Source organism: Tildeniella sp. (assembly GCF_059505325.1).
Window position 1 is genome coordinate 83211 of the sequence record NZ_JCACKI010000050.1, and the last position, 16746, is coordinate 99956.

The 16746-nt window shown below is 53.4% G+C and carries 10 protein-coding genes; 3 read left to right on the forward strand and 7 right to left on the reverse strand.

The window, feature by feature from the left end; translation table 11 throughout:
* Positions 1-36: 36 nt before the first annotated feature.
* Positions 37-900: a Tab2/Atab2 family RNA-binding protein gene (locus AC5JO6_RS16815; protein ID WP_496082217.1), complete on the forward strand. Its 864-nt coding sequence runs from the start codon at positions 37-39 to the stop codon at positions 898-900.
* Positions 901-1127: 227 nt separating this feature from the next.
* On the opposite strand, the gene AC5JO6_RS16820 is transcribed toward AC5JO6_RS16815, so the two are convergent.
* Entirely contained in the window at positions 1128-1259 is a 132-nt protein-coding gene (locus AC5JO6_RS16820; RefSeq protein ID WP_496082218.1) for a hypothetical protein, read from the reverse strand.
* A 5-nt stretch (positions 1260-1264) separates the two neighbouring features.
* On the opposite strand from AC5JO6_RS16820, the gene AC5JO6_RS16825 reads away from it, so the two are divergent.
* Positions 1265-2590 carry a TldD/PmbA family protein gene (locus tag AC5JO6_RS16825; RefSeq protein WP_496082219.1) on the forward strand — a complete coding sequence of 442 codons (1326 nt, stop codon included), beginning with the start codon at positions 1265-1267 and terminating at the stop codon, positions 2588-2590.
* Between the two features lie 256 nt (positions 2591-2846).
* Positions 2847-4637, forward strand: coding sequence for an ABC transporter substrate-binding protein (locus AC5JO6_RS16830; protein WP_496082220.1), 1791 nt, complete (start codon positions 2847-2849; stop codon positions 4635-4637).
* Between the two features lie 164 nt (positions 4638-4801).
* Here the strand turns inward: AC5JO6_RS16830 and AC5JO6_RS16835 are convergent, their stop codons facing one another.
* From AC5JO6_RS16835 to htpG, 6 genes are all read right to left on the reverse strand, one after another.
* Positions 4802-5434, reverse strand: a complete 633-nt coding sequence (locus AC5JO6_RS16835) for a pilus assembly FimT family protein (protein ID WP_496082221.1) — start codon at positions 5432-5434, stop codon at positions 4802-4804.
* A 28-nt stretch (positions 5435-5462) separates the two neighbouring features.
* Positions 5463-6620 (reverse strand): PulJ/GspJ family protein, encoded by a 1158-nt coding sequence (locus AC5JO6_RS16840; RefSeq protein WP_496082222.1) that lies wholly within the window; start codon positions 6618-6620, stop codon positions 5463-5465.
* 37 nt (positions 6621-6657) lie between these two features.
* Entirely contained in the window at positions 6658-7533 is an 876-nt protein-coding gene (locus AC5JO6_RS16845; RefSeq protein WP_496082223.1) for a type IV pilus modification PilV family protein, read from the reverse strand.
* Positions 7499-13585 carry a hormogonium polysaccharide biosynthesis protein HpsA gene (gene hpsA, locus AC5JO6_RS16850; RefSeq protein WP_496082224.1) on the reverse strand — a complete coding sequence of 2029 codons (6087 nt, stop codon included), beginning with the start codon at positions 13583-13585 and terminating at the stop codon, positions 7499-7501. Before hpsA ends, AC5JO6_RS16845 begins: the two co-directional genes overlap by 35 nt.
* Before the next feature lie 586 nt (positions 13586-14171).
* Positions 14172-14408 (reverse strand): 50S ribosomal protein L28, encoded by a 237-nt coding sequence (rpmB, locus tag AC5JO6_RS16855; RefSeq protein ID WP_496082225.1) that lies wholly within the window; start codon positions 14406-14408, stop codon positions 14172-14174.
* 167 nt (positions 14409-14575) lie between these two features.
* Entirely contained in the window at positions 14576-16714 is a 2139-nt protein-coding gene (htpG, locus tag AC5JO6_RS16860) for a molecular chaperone HtpG (protein WP_496082226.1), read from the reverse strand.
* Between the last annotated feature and the right edge of the window lie 32 nt (positions 16715-16746).

The window sequence follows — 16746 nt, forward strand, 5'->3', positions numbered from 1 at the left end:
CTCCTGCATCCCTTACTCCTCACCCCTCTCTCCCCTATGCTCACCGTCTGGGAACTCGACTTCTACTCTCGTCCCATCCTGGATGAGAACAAGAAAAAAATCTGGGAAGTGCTGGTTTGCGAAAGCCCATTGACGGTCGATCGCCAGCCCGAATCCCTTTTTCGCTATGCCGAATTTTGCTCCAGTGCTGAAGTCAACTCGGTGCGGTTGAAAGGTGTCATTGAAGCGGCGATCGCGCAGGCACCCAACCCTCCCGACAAAATCCGCTTTTTCCGGCAGGCAATGAACAACATGATCGTTAAAGCCTGCACAGAGTTAGGGATTCCGGCTCAACTCAGCCAGCGCACGTTTGTGTTGAATCAGTGGCTTCAGCAGCGCCTTCAGGACGTTTATCCCGCACTGCCAGGGTTCCAACCGGGTACCAATCCTTCTGTTAGTTTTGCCAAAACGCCGCCGCAGCCATTGCCCGATGCGTTGCTAGGAGAAAAATGGCAATTCGTCACGCTGCCAGCCAGTGCGATCGCCGAGATGAACGAGTGGACGATCGACTTTGGTGAAGCGTTTCCTCTTGCTCTCGCAGGGTTAGCACCAGAAGCCCAAATTCCGGGGTTGCTGATCTTTTCGGCGCGTGCGACTCCCTTAGCTGCCTGGATGTCGGGTTTAGAGGTAGCTGGCGTGAAGTTTGACGGCGACTATCCCAACCGCTTGCTGCTAGAGACGGGGCTGAACGATCGCTGGAATCTCGCCAGCCTTGCGAACTCACAGGTAAAAACCGAAGCGCAAAACTTTGAGGCAGCGAAACAGCAGTGTCGTGGCGTTCACTTCCTTGCCATTCAAGCCGATCCCAACATCGAAGCGTTCGCTGGCTTTTGGCTATTACAGACGGTCAACTTAGCGTAAAGTGATCTCTAGTAAGCAATTAGCTATCAGCGGTCAGCTATCAGCGGTCAGCGGTCAGCTATCAGCGGTCAGCGGTCAGCTATCAGCGGTCAGCGATGAGTGCAGGAGTCATTGACTGGTGCAATTTGCCTCTGTGTAGCAGTTGGCTGACTGCTCTTACAAGCATGAGTTTATTTTAAGAAACCAGCGGTTAAGCATCTATTCGCCGTTTAGCGCCTGCTCTGCCTCTAAAAGCTGACTGCTGATAGCTGATAGCTGACCGCTAAAAGCCGATAGCTGACCGCTAAAAGCTGATAGCTGACCGCTAAAAGCTGATAGCTGACCGCTAAAAGCTCCCTACTCACATTCCGTTCGCTCACATATTATGAGTTCCGACGACTTGCAACACGAAACCTTAGCAGATCAACTGCTGGAATTGGCTGCCAGGTCAGGGGCAGAAGCGGCAGAAGTTTTACAATCGCGATCGCTAGCATATCCAGTTTTCTTTGAGGCAAATCGCCTTAAGCAGCTAGAAAGCGCTCAGGCAGAAGGGACGGCATTACGCCTGTGGCGAAACGGTTGTCCTGGTTTAGCGGTTGCCTACGGTCCGGTCGAGCCACAGGCGTTGGTTGATCGAGCGATCGCCCTGAGCCAGCTTAACGAACCAGAAACGATCGAGCTAGCAGGTGCCGCCAAAACTCAGTATCCAGACTTAGGCGAAACGGTGCCCGTGGAGCAATTAGTCGCTTGGGGACGAGAGGCGATCGCCATCGTTCGTGAAGCGAACCCAGACCTGATCTGCACCGCTGAGTGGGAATGTGATGCTGAAACCACCCGCCTGCTCAATTCCAACGGTTTAGACTGCGGCTACACCGACACGACTCTCAGTTGCTACCTCTCCGCCGAATGGGTGCGCGGCGATGACTTTCTGTGCGTTTCGGATGGGCAGACACAGCGGCAGAGCCTTGATCCGATCGCCGTGGCACACCAAATTTTGCAGCGGTTGGAGTGGGCGAAAGACAACACGCCACCCCCAACCGGACGCGTACCGATTTTATTCACCTCTAAAGCTGCTGATATGCTGTGGGGTACGGTGCAGTCGGCACTCAGCGGCAAGCAAGTGCTGGAAGGTGCATCACCCTGGAGCGATCGCCTGAACGAACGCGTCACATCTGAAGGCTTGACCCTTTCCCAGCAGCCCAACATCGGTCCCTTTAGCTGTCCGTTTGATGACGAAGGCACACCAACTCGCGCCATCACGTTCATCGATCGCGGTGTGCTACAGCTCTTCTACGCCGATTTCACGACAGGACGGGCGATCGGCAGCGGCACTACGGGCAATGGCTTTCGCCCTGGCTTGGGTAGCTACCCGACTCCTGGACTATTCAACATCATCATTCAGCCCGCAGGCAGCGCTGCTACAGGTAAATCCTTACAAGAACTGATTGCCACCCTCGACAATGGGTTGATTATCGACCAAATGCTCGGTGGCGGGGCAGGCATTTCGGGCGAGTTTTCCATCAACGTTGACCTGGGCTACCGCGTCAAAAACGGTGAGGTGATCGGTCGAGTCAAAGATACGATGGTGTCTGGCAACGTTTATACGGCGCTGAAGCAATTGATTGCGCTGGGTGGCGATGCTGACTGGAACGGCTCTTGCTACACACCGTCGCTCATCGTGGATGGGTTATCGGTGACTGGGCGAAGCTAAGCTTACGCGATGTGCGACTTTCCTAAAATGCCTGCCAAAACTGCCCTCACCCTAGCCCTCTCCCGATGGGAGAGGGAACCGGAACGGTCTGGAAGCCCTTCTCCCCAGGGAGCAGGGTGGGGATGAGGGCGAATTAGTTGCACATCGCGTTAAGCTTTAAACTTTAGACTAGAAGCTACCGACAGTAGACTGGTAAACGTTCCAGTGTTTTGAATCTGGTCAGTCTCGAATCCATTAGAAAGCGTGGGAATTGGTTATGAGCGTGGCAGCGTTTGCGTACATTCAACGGTGGCGTTACTGGCTTTTGGCTGGCTTAGCGCTTGCAGCGATCGTCCTTTCTGCCTGCCAACCGCAAAACTTGAAAAGTCAAGCAGCTCGCATCCCACAGCTTGTCATCAGCACGACTACAGACCCCAAAACCTTCAACTACGCGCTCAATAACTCCGTGCCGAATGTCTTCTCCTTCACCTTCGATGGGCTGGTGGATGAACATGGTCTTACGGCAGAGGTTGTTCCGGCTCTGGCAGAATCGTGGCAAGTCTCAGCGGATAAAAAGCGCATCACGTTCACTCTACGGGAAGGGATGAAATGGTCAGACGGTCAGCCCTTAACAGCAGACGACGTGCTGTTCAGCTACAAAGATGTGTATCTGAACGAAACCATTCCCACTGATGTGCGGGATTCATTTCGCATTGGCGAAAAAAAGCTCTTACCAGATGTGAAGAAACTGGACGATCGCCGCATTGAGTTCATCCTGCCAGAACCCTCTTCACCCTTTGTTCGGGCACTGGTTGCCAAAATTCTGCCCGCTCACAGCCTCCGTCAAACGGTTTTCACGAAAGGACCCGATGGCAATCCTCGGTTTCTCTCTACCTGGGGCACTGATACTAACCCAACCGAAATCGTCACGAACGGACCCTATACGATCGAAAGCTACACTAGCAGCCAGCGGATCGTTTATCGCCGCAATCCTTATTACTGGCGTAAGGGCGCTCAAGGTGAAGCTTTGCCGTATATCGATCGCATCATCTGGCAAGTCGTGGAAAACAGTGATGGGCGTATGTTGCGCTTTCGGTCTGGCGATTTGGATATGGCTGGGTTACGTCCCGAAGATTTTTCTCTGCTCAAGCGCGAGGAGCAGCGCGGTAAGTTTGCGATTCTCAATGGTGGAGCCGCTTCAGGCACGACCTTTATTGCACTAAACCAGAATCGTGCGACGAACGCCGACGGCAAACCCTTCGTTGACCCTATCAAAACGCGCTGGTTTACCAACAAAGCATTTCGACAGGCAATTGCCTACGCCCTCGATCGCCAGAGCATCATCAACAACCTGTTTCGCGGGATTGGCGAACTGCAAAACTCACCGATTTCTGTGCAAAGCCCCTACTTTCTATCACCCCAGCAAGGCTTGAAGGTTTATGAACACAACCCTCAAAAAGCAAAGGCACTGTTGACGGGTGCGGGCTTCAAATACGATCCGAAAGGACAACTCTTTGACGCAGATGGCAACCGCATTCGGTTTACGATGATCCTGCCCGCAGGCAGCCGCAGCGGGCAACAGTTCGCTGCTCAGATGCAGCAAGACTTAAAGCGCATTGGCATTCAGCTTGACCTGAATCCGGTTGACTTTAACGTGATGGTCGAGAGCGTCGGCAACCGTAACTGGGAATGCTACTTCATCAGCTACACAGGTGGCGTAGAGCCGAATGACGGCGCGAACTACTGGACTAGCTCCGGCACCTCTCATGACTTTAATCAAGGTCCCAGCGTTGGTTCGCCACCCATCAAAAACTGGGTTGTCTCAGATTGGGAGCAGGAAATCGATCGCCTGTTCATCGCCGGGGCAAGAGAGTATGACGAAAATAAACGCAAACAGATCTACGCTGACTTTCAACGCATTGTCCAGGAACAGTTGCCTGTGATCCATCTGGTAACACCTACAGCACTCTCAGCCATCCGCGATCGCGTTAAAGGCGTACAGTTCTCTGGTTTAGATACGCGCGGCTCTCTCTGGAATGTTTACGAACTAAAAGTGACCAACAATTAAGGGCGTTGCTGAATTGATGTATGAATGCCTAAATTCGCCCTCACCCTAGCCCTCTCCCAAAAGGAGAGGGAACAGGAGTTCTACGCCCTTCTCCTTGGGGAGAAGGGTTTGGGATGAGGGCAATTCATATTTTCATTCAGCAACGCCCAATTAAGAATCGGCAATTAGAGAGGACAGCCCTTGCCAGTGCCTGCATTAAACGCCCCTTCTTCTGTGCGAATCGCTCCCAGAAGAGTTGCGACAACCACACAGCGATCGGTAGCTCTGCCTGTGTTGTTGCCGCGTGAGACTGTAATTACGCTCGGTATCGTTTGAGTCGCGGGCACAAGTGGCGTTTGGGCGATCGCGCCATTTCCGTCAAAGATCAGTAGAGGAAACGTGTTTGCGGCATTGGTCGTTGCGCCATTCACAGTCAGTCTAAGGGTACCTGCATTGACGTTACCATTGCCCAGCAGCACCCAGGCACCGCTGGTGTTGTTGATAAGGACAGTGTTTCTGTTCGCAGTCGCCTGAGTATTATCTGGGATGTACGGTACGTTAGCGATTCTGGGTTTACTCGCTGTGCTCATATCAAACACAACGGCTCGTGGCGATCGAGAGCGTCTGGCATCACTTTGCGCGACGCGAATCGTCTGCACGACCTGTTCACGGGCAGCAGAGACGCGCTGACGGCTCAAAATGGTGTCCCAACCGGGAGCCGCGATCGCAAACAACACGCCAATAACAATAATGACCACCAGCAGCTCAAGCAGTGTAAAACCGCCAGTTGAGCGCTTTAAGCGAGTTCGTTGCTTCATCGTCGTTCTCCTCCAGGTAGACAGACTACTATTTGGGACTCTTGTTGACGATGCCTCGCGTCAGCACCCTTGTTGACAGCGGAAACGCCTGACTTTCAATCACGCCACTGGGCAAAGCGGTTCTCAACGGGAACCCTGGTCGTCCCTGCGCGTTGCCAACTAAAAAGACCTGCACTTCCTGATTGACGCTTTGTTCGGTGCTTGGTGCCTGATAGGTTTTCCCCCGTATGCAGGCATAGAAGCTCCGAATATTAGTGAAGTTAAACGCAGCATTACTTACAGGAGTCGCTGCAAAAGGGTTGGCACTCGTTGCTCTGTCTGGACACGACAGCGTCGGTCTGGCTAATTGACCGTCGTCCACATAATCAACCAGCACTTGCGCACTACCAGTGGCAATCACAGCATTCAAATCTGCTCCTGGCGGACGGGCTGATTGAGCATTCGTTACCGAAGAGACGTTGTTCACTGTAGCTAACTGGAAGGGCCACTGCTGAAAGCTAGAGTTCGGGGATGATAGTGGATCGACGTAGCCCTGGTTGGTTTGCAAGGCAGTAGTCGCACCACTTGCAAACTGAGGTAACTGGTAGCGTACTAACCGCGCACGTCCCTGCCAGGTATCGGTTGTGCTGGAGTCAACAACGAGGGTGTAGACGACAAGTGTGTAGCTTCGACCCGAAAGGCAAGGTACGCCCAAGACTGCGGCTGGAAAGCTGGCATCCGGTTCGTCCAGGCTACCTGAGTTGGTGGCACAGGCGGCAAGCAAACCCTGAGGCAGAGGGTCGGCACGCCAGAACGCAAGGACGGGGATTGGCTGACTACCAGCGCTAGCCGCAGTCAGTCCGGCTGGAATGTGGTTAATGACACCAGGGCATTCGGTGCCAAAGTTGGCAGCCGTAATCGCGGCGGTACCCTGAAGACAATCGCCGTCATACACAAAGACGGCTTCTCGAAGCTCCTGGGTGATGTAGTTCATGGCTGCCTGCATATCTCGCTGGGTTTCGCTGCGAGAGGCATCGCGCTGGTTGACATCGACCAACTGCACCACCAGCGCCAGCAGGCTCACGGTGATCAGACCGCCGACAAACATCGCAACCAGTAGCTCAATCAGCGTAAACCCAGCCTGTTGCCGCCTTCTGTAGGCAGCCCAGAGCCGTTTCAAACGAGCGATAACGCGTGGTCTAGCCATGATTTCTACCGTTTAGCAAAAGGATCAAGCCTGAAAATTAATAATTACAGTTGGCTGTGGTGCCGCCGTTTTGAATGCAAAGCTGACCGAGCGATCGACTGGAATCGTTACGCGCCATCTTGGAGTACAAAACCGCCATCGGTCGTCGCCTGCCACCAGCCAAATCCAAGGGTCCTGTACCCATCCTCAACGATGCTTTTGTTGTGTCGAGTGGGATAAAGGGCTGCGGTGGCGGATAGTAAGCATAGACCCTGACTCCCATCTCAAAGGAAAACGGCACCGTTGGAGTTGGGGGAGACGGCGCATAGCCCGGTGTGCGAAAAACCTGCATGACATACTCTGGCGTGCAGTCGCCATCCACATCCACGCGAACAAGGTCGGTCGCAGCAGCGCTCACACCTGGATACGTAGAACACGATGCTGTGGAGTAGAGTGGACCACCAGTCGGGCTACCTGAAGCTGCACCAAACGAGTTGATCGCGTTACTGGCGGTAGTGCCATTAATAGCACCCACCGTTCCAGGCAGCTCAGTCAGTTGGTAGGAGCCGCGTTCAACCAGCAGGCGGACGCGATCGATCTCTCCCTGAGCGACCTGGTTTGCTTTTTCAACCTTGCGCGATTGAATGCGGCTGGCAGTCGCAAGCATGATAGGCGGCGTAATCGCTACGACCGTGAGCGAAATGATCACGATCGCCACCAAGCATTCAATAATCGTCAGCCCTTGCTCTGCGGGTTGCGATCGACGATTGGTTGTCAAGCGCGATAGCGCCCATCGAGACACTAATTTAGACGGTTGCGATCGCTCAGTAGATCCACTGGCAGACCGGGTTGAACTCACTCGCATGGCACGATGCTCCAGGATGGTTATTTCGACGGGATCAGGATGGGCACCTGGCATCAGGGAAGAGGGCATTCGGCAGCGCCAGGCAGAGGTTCCGAATATACGGATCATTCGCGGCGGGTTCTTGATAGAACTCGTTACGGTCTTTCGTTGCGGTGACAAAGCGTGCGGCGGCTGGTCCGGCTGGAGACTTCTGTAAGGCAACATCGTAACCCCAGAGACGAGCGGGCGGGCTGTAGTACGTAATGCGCTCATTGCCCGCAGTGGGCGTTGTACCAGGCTCCCAAACCTGTTGGTCAAAGGGACCTGTAGCGTAGTTGCTAAAGTTGAGCTGCAAGAAGGAACCTGCAAACCAGAGGCGATCCCAGCCTTCCAGGAAGCGAGGGAAGTTGTGCAAACCACCGTAAGATTGCCCGCTCTTGGACGGAATCAGCCCACTAACGACGATCGTGTTAACGCGAGTGTTCTCAGCGTCCTGTCTCGTCCGACTATCATTGGCGATGTTGTAGTAAGCGCCGCCAACTTGAGCATTGGAATATGGAAGGGGCATCAGTGGCTTTCCACTCAAGGGCGAAGCGCCAGGAGTTGCAGGAAGCAGTGGAGGAAGCAGCGGTTGTTGGCTTGCCGGACGCGAGTCTATTTGCGCTTGAATTGCCAAACCATCCCCATTACGTGAGACCTTAATTGGCGAGAAGATGTCATAGGGGTTCTCTCGCAGCCAACCCCAGGCAGTGGCACCTCCCACTGTCGGAGTAGTGGGCAAATTGTTTGAAGGACGGTTCTGGTTCAGGAAGCTGGTTTCTCTACCATTAACGCAGCCCCGTCCGTACAGAGCGCTGGCGGTGGTGGTATAAACGCTGGCACCGCCGCTGTTGCCTGCACTGACCCGATAAGGAAGGAAGCCCGCAGGGAAGGCAAAACCGGAGTCTGTCCTGTTTCGCCCCTCGTACGTTGAGGGGATGAGCGTCGCGTTGCTCCCATCGCCTGCACTCATGAACGTGTCGAGGACACTCCCATCGCAGAAGGTGTCGGAAATAATCGAGATGGCATCTGCCAGAATTTCGGATGGTCGCCAGCGATCGCCATCGCGATCGGCAAAGGCATTTTCCCGGTCTGTACGACCATAGAAATCAGTTTCGTTGTAGCTACCGTTCGGCAACTGTTGCTTAAACTCTTCCAACCGAGCACCAACAGTGTCGTCTGCCCCATCCTGATGGAGGTTAAAGTTCCCCATGATGTAGAGCGGGTTATCGGTAAAGAAGGAGAGTCCACGAATGTTGTCTTGAGCCGGAACGCTCGTACTCGCATGACGTTTGAGCTGTGAGCCATTCCGTAAGCGAAAGCCGTACGGGCGACGATCCGGGTCAGGCACACCGTCCACTGGCTTCTTCGAGATCAGCGTATTGGTGATGACCTCTGGATCAGTTTGCAATGCAGGGTCGGGACTTGCGGCGTTGGTATAAGTGACGGATGCCGATCCTGGACGATTGATGGCATCTTCTCGCACAGCGTCTTCGCGGAAGGCATACACAATGCCGCTAAGAGGTAGCCAAACATCACTTGCATCAGTCACGGGCAATGAGGCGAGGTTTACCGTTGCGTTCACTTTTGTACGACGCAGCATCCCCAGGTCAAAATCTGTCACCCGTGCAGGCAGCCATTCGCGTCCGTTGAATAAAGCCCGATCGAGGAACGGTATCACAGCCGTTATTCCTGTCACCGCAGTACCGTTGGGTGCCGTAATACGATTAGGTGGCGTGTTTTGCGCTACGGCGGAGACACTAGACAGAGTTGAAATAGGCAGTTGCCAGGGGTTGTTGTTGGAAATGGCAAACGGATTATTGGCAGTGACAAAGCCTCCTGTATTCGGCAGTCTCCGGGGCTGAAGAGCAAGCCTTGCCACCGAGAGATCAGCTAGAGGATTGCCAAACGTTTTGTAATTGTATGTTAGTGAATTGGCAGATTTTAGATCTTTGAATTTAATGGGTTGCTGTATGCCAGCAGTGACAGGATCAAGATCATCCGCCGCATCTACGACATAACCCATGTCTCTATAACGCGGAATGATCGGTGCTGTGAGAGTGTCAACTGGATTGTATGTCACCGTTTGGTTGGCGGCGCTGATGTAAGCATCAGTAATGTAGGGTTCTGCCCAGGGTTGTAGTGCCGCTGGTAGGATGTTGCTGGCACTAGCAGTGGGTGGAGTGCCAACAAACGTAGAGGCAACAAGCGGATAGGTAAGCCGTCCTGTTGGCTGACGATGGTCAACATCATCTTCCCAGTTCACAGCACCACCACCACTATTATCCTTCAGGTTGCCAATGCCAACGCCATCAGGAGCCACAGGCGTTGTTAGCGGTGGTGTACCTGTTGTAATTGTGGCACCGCCAGTGTCTTCAACCGCGCCCAAATGGCTGTGTGACACCTCTGGAAAAAGGTAATAGAGGGCGGGCCATTTCGGTGCTACCGAGGCGGACAGGTACGGGTAGCCGTTGTTATTGAGAATTGTACCCGTTGGAGTAGCCGTGTAGGGGTAGAGATCATAGCGATTCAGGTTAGTCTGAGAGGTCGCTACTCCTGCCTTGAAGGCGAAAGCGGAGGTAGCGCTCACGCCGAGCGACGACTTGCGTGGCGTATCTGCGGAAAAGACAGAGGTTGCACCTGCTGTACCGTCGACCTTTGGAATGTATCTCAGCGTGGTCAAGGTGTCTGGTGAGTTTGGGGTAACAAAATCTCCAGCCGTAGTACCAGGAATAGTAGGAGGTGTAGTGGTATTCCCTGCCTCAAGTCCATTGCGTGCCGGAAACCCTACATCACCAGGATAGTCGCGCACTGCGCCGGGAGGAATGACGGTGCCACAGAGCCGAGACAGCGCCAGCCGCGAAATGCTGACCGTTGGATCAACTTCAAACTTGGAAATGGTTGAGCCTGGGGCGATCGGTCCAGCATGGGCGATCGCGCCTTTTTCGCCCGTTTGTTTTCCGGTCGGGTCGTTGATGGCAAACACGTTGGGGTCGCAGGCAGACGACCAGAGATTAAGCTTGCCCTGGATTTGTGCTACGTACGGGTTGAAGTTCCAGGTATTAGCGGCTGGAGACGGACGGAAGCCAAAGGTACGATCGCGCCGGAGTTGGAAATAGGTGAAGATTAGCTCGGCGAGGCGATAACGGGGATCGTTACTGGGGTTGATGGTGGAGTTGGTAGCGGCAATGTACTCCCGCAGTTTACCGAGGTATGCCTCCGCTGGAACGCGATCGTAGTCCCGCGCATTGTAACTAGCAATATCAAATGCGCCGTTCGGGTCGTAGCCATAGGTTGCCAATCGTCCCTTCGGCAAGACTTCAAAGTTGCCAGCCGCTTCATTGACTGTGCCATCCATCAGCTTGTAAAGGTCGCCCACCAGCGTGGTCATAATCGGCGAACCTTGACCGGGGCGAATCACATCGTTCTTAAAGTTGGTGGGGTCAAACCGCTGGACGCGATCGACGTTGTACGCCAACATACCCAATGTGCAGGCTGCTGTATGAATGTAGGTTTTGTCAGCAATGCTGAGATTGTCATAGCCAACTGCATTTAAGCGCACCAGCGTCCGTCGCAGGTTTGAAAAGTTCCCCCACATCGCAAACTCAGGATCAGGGTGAATCTGACCCGCCTCTTGCGTGGGTGGAAACGCGCCCGTTTTTGTATCACTAACGTGGTCGCCTGCAAACTGCGCCAGGTTTAGTAGCGCAATCCGTAAGGGGCTGCTGGCATCCGCAATATCGGTGAGGAATGTTGCTTTGTTGCCGCCAGGAGAATCAAACTCCCAGCCATCCGTACCACGACCGTTGAAGAAATCGGTCATCAGCGCGGTATCAACTGTGCTCGGGTTGTTGTTATTGGCAGGGTCAACACCTGTTGCGGTGCTATCGACAAACACTGTCGGCACAAAGTTCAGCGACTGCTGTAGTGTCAGCGGTGAGCCGGGATGCACTACGCTTGCCATGCACGCAACCGGATAGTCCTTGTCAACTGCTGCGTGATAAACAGCAGTGCTTTGAACGGCTGCCAAATTGTCGCGTAGCGCCCGTCGCTGCCGAGCTTCATGAGTAAGGGTCGTAGAGTGCGTTGGATAGAGAGGATCACCCTCATCATCACTCTTATCTGGGTCTATGACGTTGGGGTCAGTCGAGTTGACATATAGGTTGCTTCGCAATTGACGGTAATCGCCGTTACCGATCGTTGCCGCACCGTTAATAACTGTGGGTACAGGTGCGGCGGTCTGAAGGTACGTCTGCTCTTGTGCATCATTGGTAACCGAAGCTGGACGGTCTTGAGGCGTGACCCAGCCGTAGGTATTGCCTAACTCCAAACGCTGCCCTACCAGCACTCGCAAGCCCTGGAAGCGCGCGCGACGTTCCCAGTAGCCATCCAAGCCCAAGTTGGGTGTGTCACCGGGCTTGGCGTTCGGGTCATTCTGAGCCGTCAAGGAGGGATCGGCGGGAAGGGTAATTGTGCCGGGTGTAACAGAAACGTTGTCGCTGGCGGCAATCAGGTCGCCAATTTTCTTGCCTGCTGGAATTTGTACCTGGTCGCTGTACTTTTGCTTAGGACCGTAGCGATCGTCTGCCCGATAGGTATCATCGACATAGGGCGCAGACTCTGTACGGTTAAAGATCCGCTTTTTCAGATTGCTGGTGTCATAAGTTGCAACCCGCACACCCCGATTGTTTGTACCAGTTCGTGGTTTGTAGCTGTTGTCTTCCTGAATTTTGAACGGATCAATCGAGATATTGAAGGGACTGCTGCCGTTAACCGAGTCGGTACCAGAATCGAGCGTTTGTTTACTAGGATTTAGTGGGTCAAAGTTCTGGTTCCAGATGTAAACGAGGCTGCTGCCGCCATAGTTGTTGTTACCAACCAGCCCACTCACTACCTGCCCCTGAAAATCCTGTCCGTTGTTGGCGGTAGGGGTGACATCTGTGACCGTAATTTCCGATGAAGACTCGTACCACAGGCAAGAGTTCGGTGCGCTAATTAAGTAAGCGCTGAAGCTGTTGTTGCCAATGATCAGGTTGCCCTCGGTATGCATCGCCCCGTTCCACTGAAACGGCGGACCCGGAAAGATCTCCAGGTCGTTGCGGAACCAGGCTCCCCACTTGTTGCCCCGGTTGAGCACCCGGTCTTGCTGGAACTCCAGAGTGGCGAAGTTAGCCGTACCACCCTCTCTGGTGACACCGTCAGGCAGTACAAATGCATCCACCTGAAAGTTTCGACGCAAAACGGCGGTGTTACTGGTGTCTTGATACCAACCCTGCTCAACGCTAGAGCCACCGCTACCCGAGCCACGGCATCCAGCAGCGCTAGGCGAGTTGCTCAATGGACCCGTGCGAGCGTAGGGTACGGGCGATCGAGGGTCAGCGCCAGCGATACCCCTTGCCTTGTCAGCATCGCTAAGGGCAACCAAACGCTGCCACCCCTGCGTGATGTTGTTGCCAGTGCCAGTGTTGGGTGGAATCGAAAGAGCGATCGAGTAGACGATCGTGGCATCAACCGTGCCATCGCCATCGGTGTCTGCCCGGAAGCCCCAGGCGTTATCAGGCGTACCATCGCCATTGCTATCAAGCCGTCCAGTGGCAAACCCGTTGCCTGTACCCCACGCCAGTTCATCGGGCAGTGTGTAGGGATCTAGACCGTTAAGGCGTAGTGGACCCGCTGGCGCAGAACCATTGAGAGAGGTTCCGGGGCTGGTATTGAGCAGCATTGATGCTAGAAAGTCCGTTGACGGCACACCACCAGGGTAGCGGGTGTCTTTCGTGGAGTCGAAAAGAAATTCGATTTTGGCGCGGGCACGATCGACCGCAGGGGTTGCCGCATTGTAAATGACGCGGTTCTGCGTTTCGTTGATGGTGCGTGTGCTGGTGTTAAAGGCGCGGTAGCTCAGGGCACCTGCTGTTAACGACACAATGAGAATAAGTAAGATGGTGGTTGGCAACACGAAGCCTGCCGTCGATCGCGTGTTGCGGTTGGCAACCAGGGCAGTCCGCAACAGCCACGCCATGAATGCCCGACTTATCTGACGAGCGAGGCGGGTAGCCTGCCTGAAAAGGGTTTGAACAGCCTTGGCTAATTTACGGTCTGACATGATAGCTGCTTCCTGCGACTAGGCGAGAGGTTGGACTGAACTCACAGAGTGAGCAAATGGGCATTACAGAGGGCAGAGTGAGGGGTCTCTGCAAAATGATAGCGATCGCTTTTTGTTAAAGACTCACAAATTTCTGATGTAGATGCTCACTATGTAACAGTTCAAACAGCCTGTAATCAACCGGGAAGCCACGAGTTCGACCGAAGTAAAGAGAGATAGCAATCAGCAAATTATCAGCAAATTAACGGAGGGGTAGCCAGTACACGTACCTTAGTAAACACGTACCTCAGTAAAAACGTTCATTCAGCCAGAATAGTTGACGTTGTCTTGTATGGTATGTTTTGCAGATTGCCGCTTCACGAAAGCTTTACCAACTTAGGACGAAGAGATGCATCAATAGTACCCACGTGAGTGCCTGAAGCGATCGGGACTTCAAACATTTTTTGACCAGTGGTCAAATCGCTTCAAATGCTTGGCTCAAAAAGATTGCTTGAAACCAGCAATCGGGCAACCCTGAGGGATCACCCGATTTTTTATGACACGTTCCTTACGAACAGTGCTCATTGTAACTAGCCTGCCAGTCACCCTAAAACTTATTGAGATTGATGCCTGCTTCCTTGGCAAAGACACCGAGACTCTTATGCTCAAGGGTTTTGATTGCTTTTGTGGAAAGCCGTAGCTTCACCCAACGGTTGCCCTCAGACCACCAGATCCGCTTCCACTGCAAATTCACTTCTTGCACTTTCTTGGTTCGACGGTGGGAATGGGAAACGGCGTAGGCATTGTTTGCCTTTTTACCAGTGAGTTGACATTGACGGGACATAGCAATCTCCGAAGTGTGCGTCTACGAAATAGGTAACCAGTTCACTATTGTATACAACTAACTGAAAATCAGGAAGTAGGAGACAAAGATCCCCGACTTCTGCATTCAATGCAGATTGAACTGGCTGAGCCGTTCAGAAGTCGGGGATCTGGCAATGATTTCTCCCCCTATGAAGCGCGATCGGTCAGTTGGGTCAGCACCGCATTCGATCGCTCCACGAAGGCTTGCATCCCTTCGGCGTCAAAGCCCTTCTGCGCCATGAGTGCTAAATCGTAGACGTGGTGGCAGATCAGGTTTGCTAATTCAGCAGAGGGGGATTGTCCTTCGCTTTGGATGATGGCTCCCTGACTCAAGCTCACCAGGTTTTGGATGAGTGGATGCGAGGTGTTAACCAGCAGAATATGCTCTTCGGGGAACTGTACGGCTTGCTGCTGCATCAGTGCGGTCATCTCTTGCATCCGCCGTAAATGTTCGGGCAGTAGCACCATTGCAGGCGGTACACCCTTTGCCTCGCTGGACTTGAGCGCTTCGGTACGAATGGTGAGCTTGGGTTTGTTGAGCGCTTTTTGGAACAAATCTTTGATGCGATCGCTCCGAGTTTGATTCGTCGCTGGATCAACCAGATCGGCTGGCTTATCTTTGTCAATCAGCGTCTCGTCAAGGTCAGCATCCACCCGCGAAAACTTCACATCGGGATGCTCACGCTCCAGGAAGCTGACGAAGTGGCTATCAATAAACGAGTCCATGAACAGGACTTCCAACCCTTGCTGCTTGTGAAGCTCGACATAGGTCGTTTGAGCGACTTCATCGGTGCAGTAAAAGACACGGTTGGGATGCTGGTCTTTGTTGCGCTCCAGGTATTCCTTCAGAGTCGTGTAGGGGGGTGAAGAGGCAGGGGAGGCAGAGGGGGCAGGGGAGGCAGGGGAAGAAGTGGATACATCCTGCCATGCGTCACCGTCAGCCGATTGCACTTCAATCTTTGGTGCCTCTTCACTCACCTCACTCCTCTCACCTCTCACCTCACCCAACTTCGCGGTTGTGCGGTAGATGAGGATGTCTTCTACCTGCTTCTTGAATTTGTCGTCGTTGATGGAGCCGAATTTGACGAAGGTGCCGAGGTCTTGCCAGCAGCGGACGTATTCTTCGCGGTTGTCACGGTAGAGTTCTTTGAGCCGATCGCCTACTTTCTTGGCGATGTAGTCGGCAATACGGCGCACGGTGCGATCGTTCTGCAAGAAGCTCCGGGAGACGTTGAGCGGAATATCGGCGCTGTCGATCACCCCACGCAGAGGCAGCAGAAACTTGGGAATGACTTCTTCGCAGTTGTCGCTGACGAAGACCTGGTTGCAGAAGAGCTTGATCTGTCCCTTTGTCGTGTCCACGTCGGGCTTGAGTTTGGGGAAGTAGAGAATGCCGTTGACGACGAAGGGGTAATCAGTGTTGAGATGCACCCACAGCAGCGGCTCTTCCTGAAATGGGTAGAGGTAGCGGTAAAACTCCAGATAGTCTTCTGACGTAAGGTTACTGGGCGATTCTTTCCACGGAGCCTTTTGCCGATTGATCTGTTCCGGTGCTTTCGGTTCGGGCGCTTCGATCGCGGTAGGGGCTTCGATGGTTGCTTCAGCCGTCGCTTCAGTTGTTGCTTCGGTAGCAGGAGCCGTGTCTGGAGCCGCTTCTTTGACTTCTAGCTTGATGGGTACGGGCAAGAAATCGCAGTAGGTTTTGATCAACTGCCGGATGCGATACGGCTCCAGGTATTCTTGTTCTTCGTCCTGAAGGAGAAGCGTGACGGTAGTGCCGCGATCGCTCCGAGTCGATTCACTAATTTCAAATTCGGTAGAACCATCACACGACCAGTGCACCGCTTGCGCTTCTGGTTTATAGGAAAGGGTGTCGATATAGACTCGCTGCGCCACCATGAAGGACGAGTAGAAACCCAGCCCAAAATGCCCGATGATTTGTTGATCACCAGCAGCTTTATACTTTTCGACAAATGATTCGGCACTGGAGAAGGCAACTTGATTGATATACTGCTTTACTTCATCAGCCGTCATGCCGATACCTGTATCAGTAATTGCCAGGGTTTTCTGGGCTTTGTCGATCGTGATCACAATTTCAGGTTCGCCTAAGTCACCGGGAAGCTCACCCGAATAAGACACCATTTTCAGCTTTTGGATGGCATCGACAGCGTTAGAAACCAGCTCTCTCAGAAAAATTTCGTGATCTGAGTAGAGCCATTTTTTAATGATGGGAAAAATATTCTCAGTATGAATACTGATATTGCCCTTTTCGAGAACAGTCGTCATAGTGATACTCCAGGCTTTTCAACAAATTGATT

Excerpts from the sequence above, each read along its gene's own strand:
- AC5JO6_RS16815 (WP_496082217.1), top strand. The coding sequence starts at position 37 with ATGCTCACCGTCTGGGAACTCGACTTCTACTCTCGTCCCATCCTGGAT.
- AC5JO6_RS16825 (WP_496082219.1), top strand. The coding sequence starts at position 1,265 with ATGAGTTCCGACGACTTGCAACACGAAACCTTAGCAGATCAACTGCTG.
- AC5JO6_RS16830 (WP_496082220.1), top strand. The coding sequence starts at position 2,847 with ATGAGCGTGGCAGCGTTTGCGTACATTCAACGGTGGCGTTACTGGCTT.
- AC5JO6_RS16835 (WP_496082221.1), bottom strand. The coding sequence starts at position 5,434 with ATGAAGCAACGAACTCGCTTAAAGCGCTCAACTGGCGGTTTTACACTG.
- AC5JO6_RS16840 (WP_496082222.1), bottom strand. The coding sequence starts at position 6,620 with ATGGCTAGACCACGCGTTATCGCTCGTTTGAAACGGCTCTGGGCTGCC.
- AC5JO6_RS16845 (WP_496082223.1), bottom strand. The coding sequence starts at position 7,533 with ATGCCCTCTTCCCTGATGCCAGGTGCCCATCCTGATCCCGTCGAAATA.
- hpsA (WP_496082224.1), bottom strand. The coding sequence starts at position 13,585 with ATGTCAGACCGTAAATTAGCCAAGGCTGTTCAAACCCTTTTCAGGCAG.
- rpmB (WP_496082225.1), bottom strand. The coding sequence starts at position 14,408 with ATGTCCCGTCAATGTCAACTCACTGGTAAAAAGGCAAACAATGCCTAC.
- htpG (WP_496082226.1), bottom strand. The coding sequence starts at position 16,714 with ATGACGACTGTTCTCGAAAAGGGCAATATCAGTATTCATACTGAGAAT.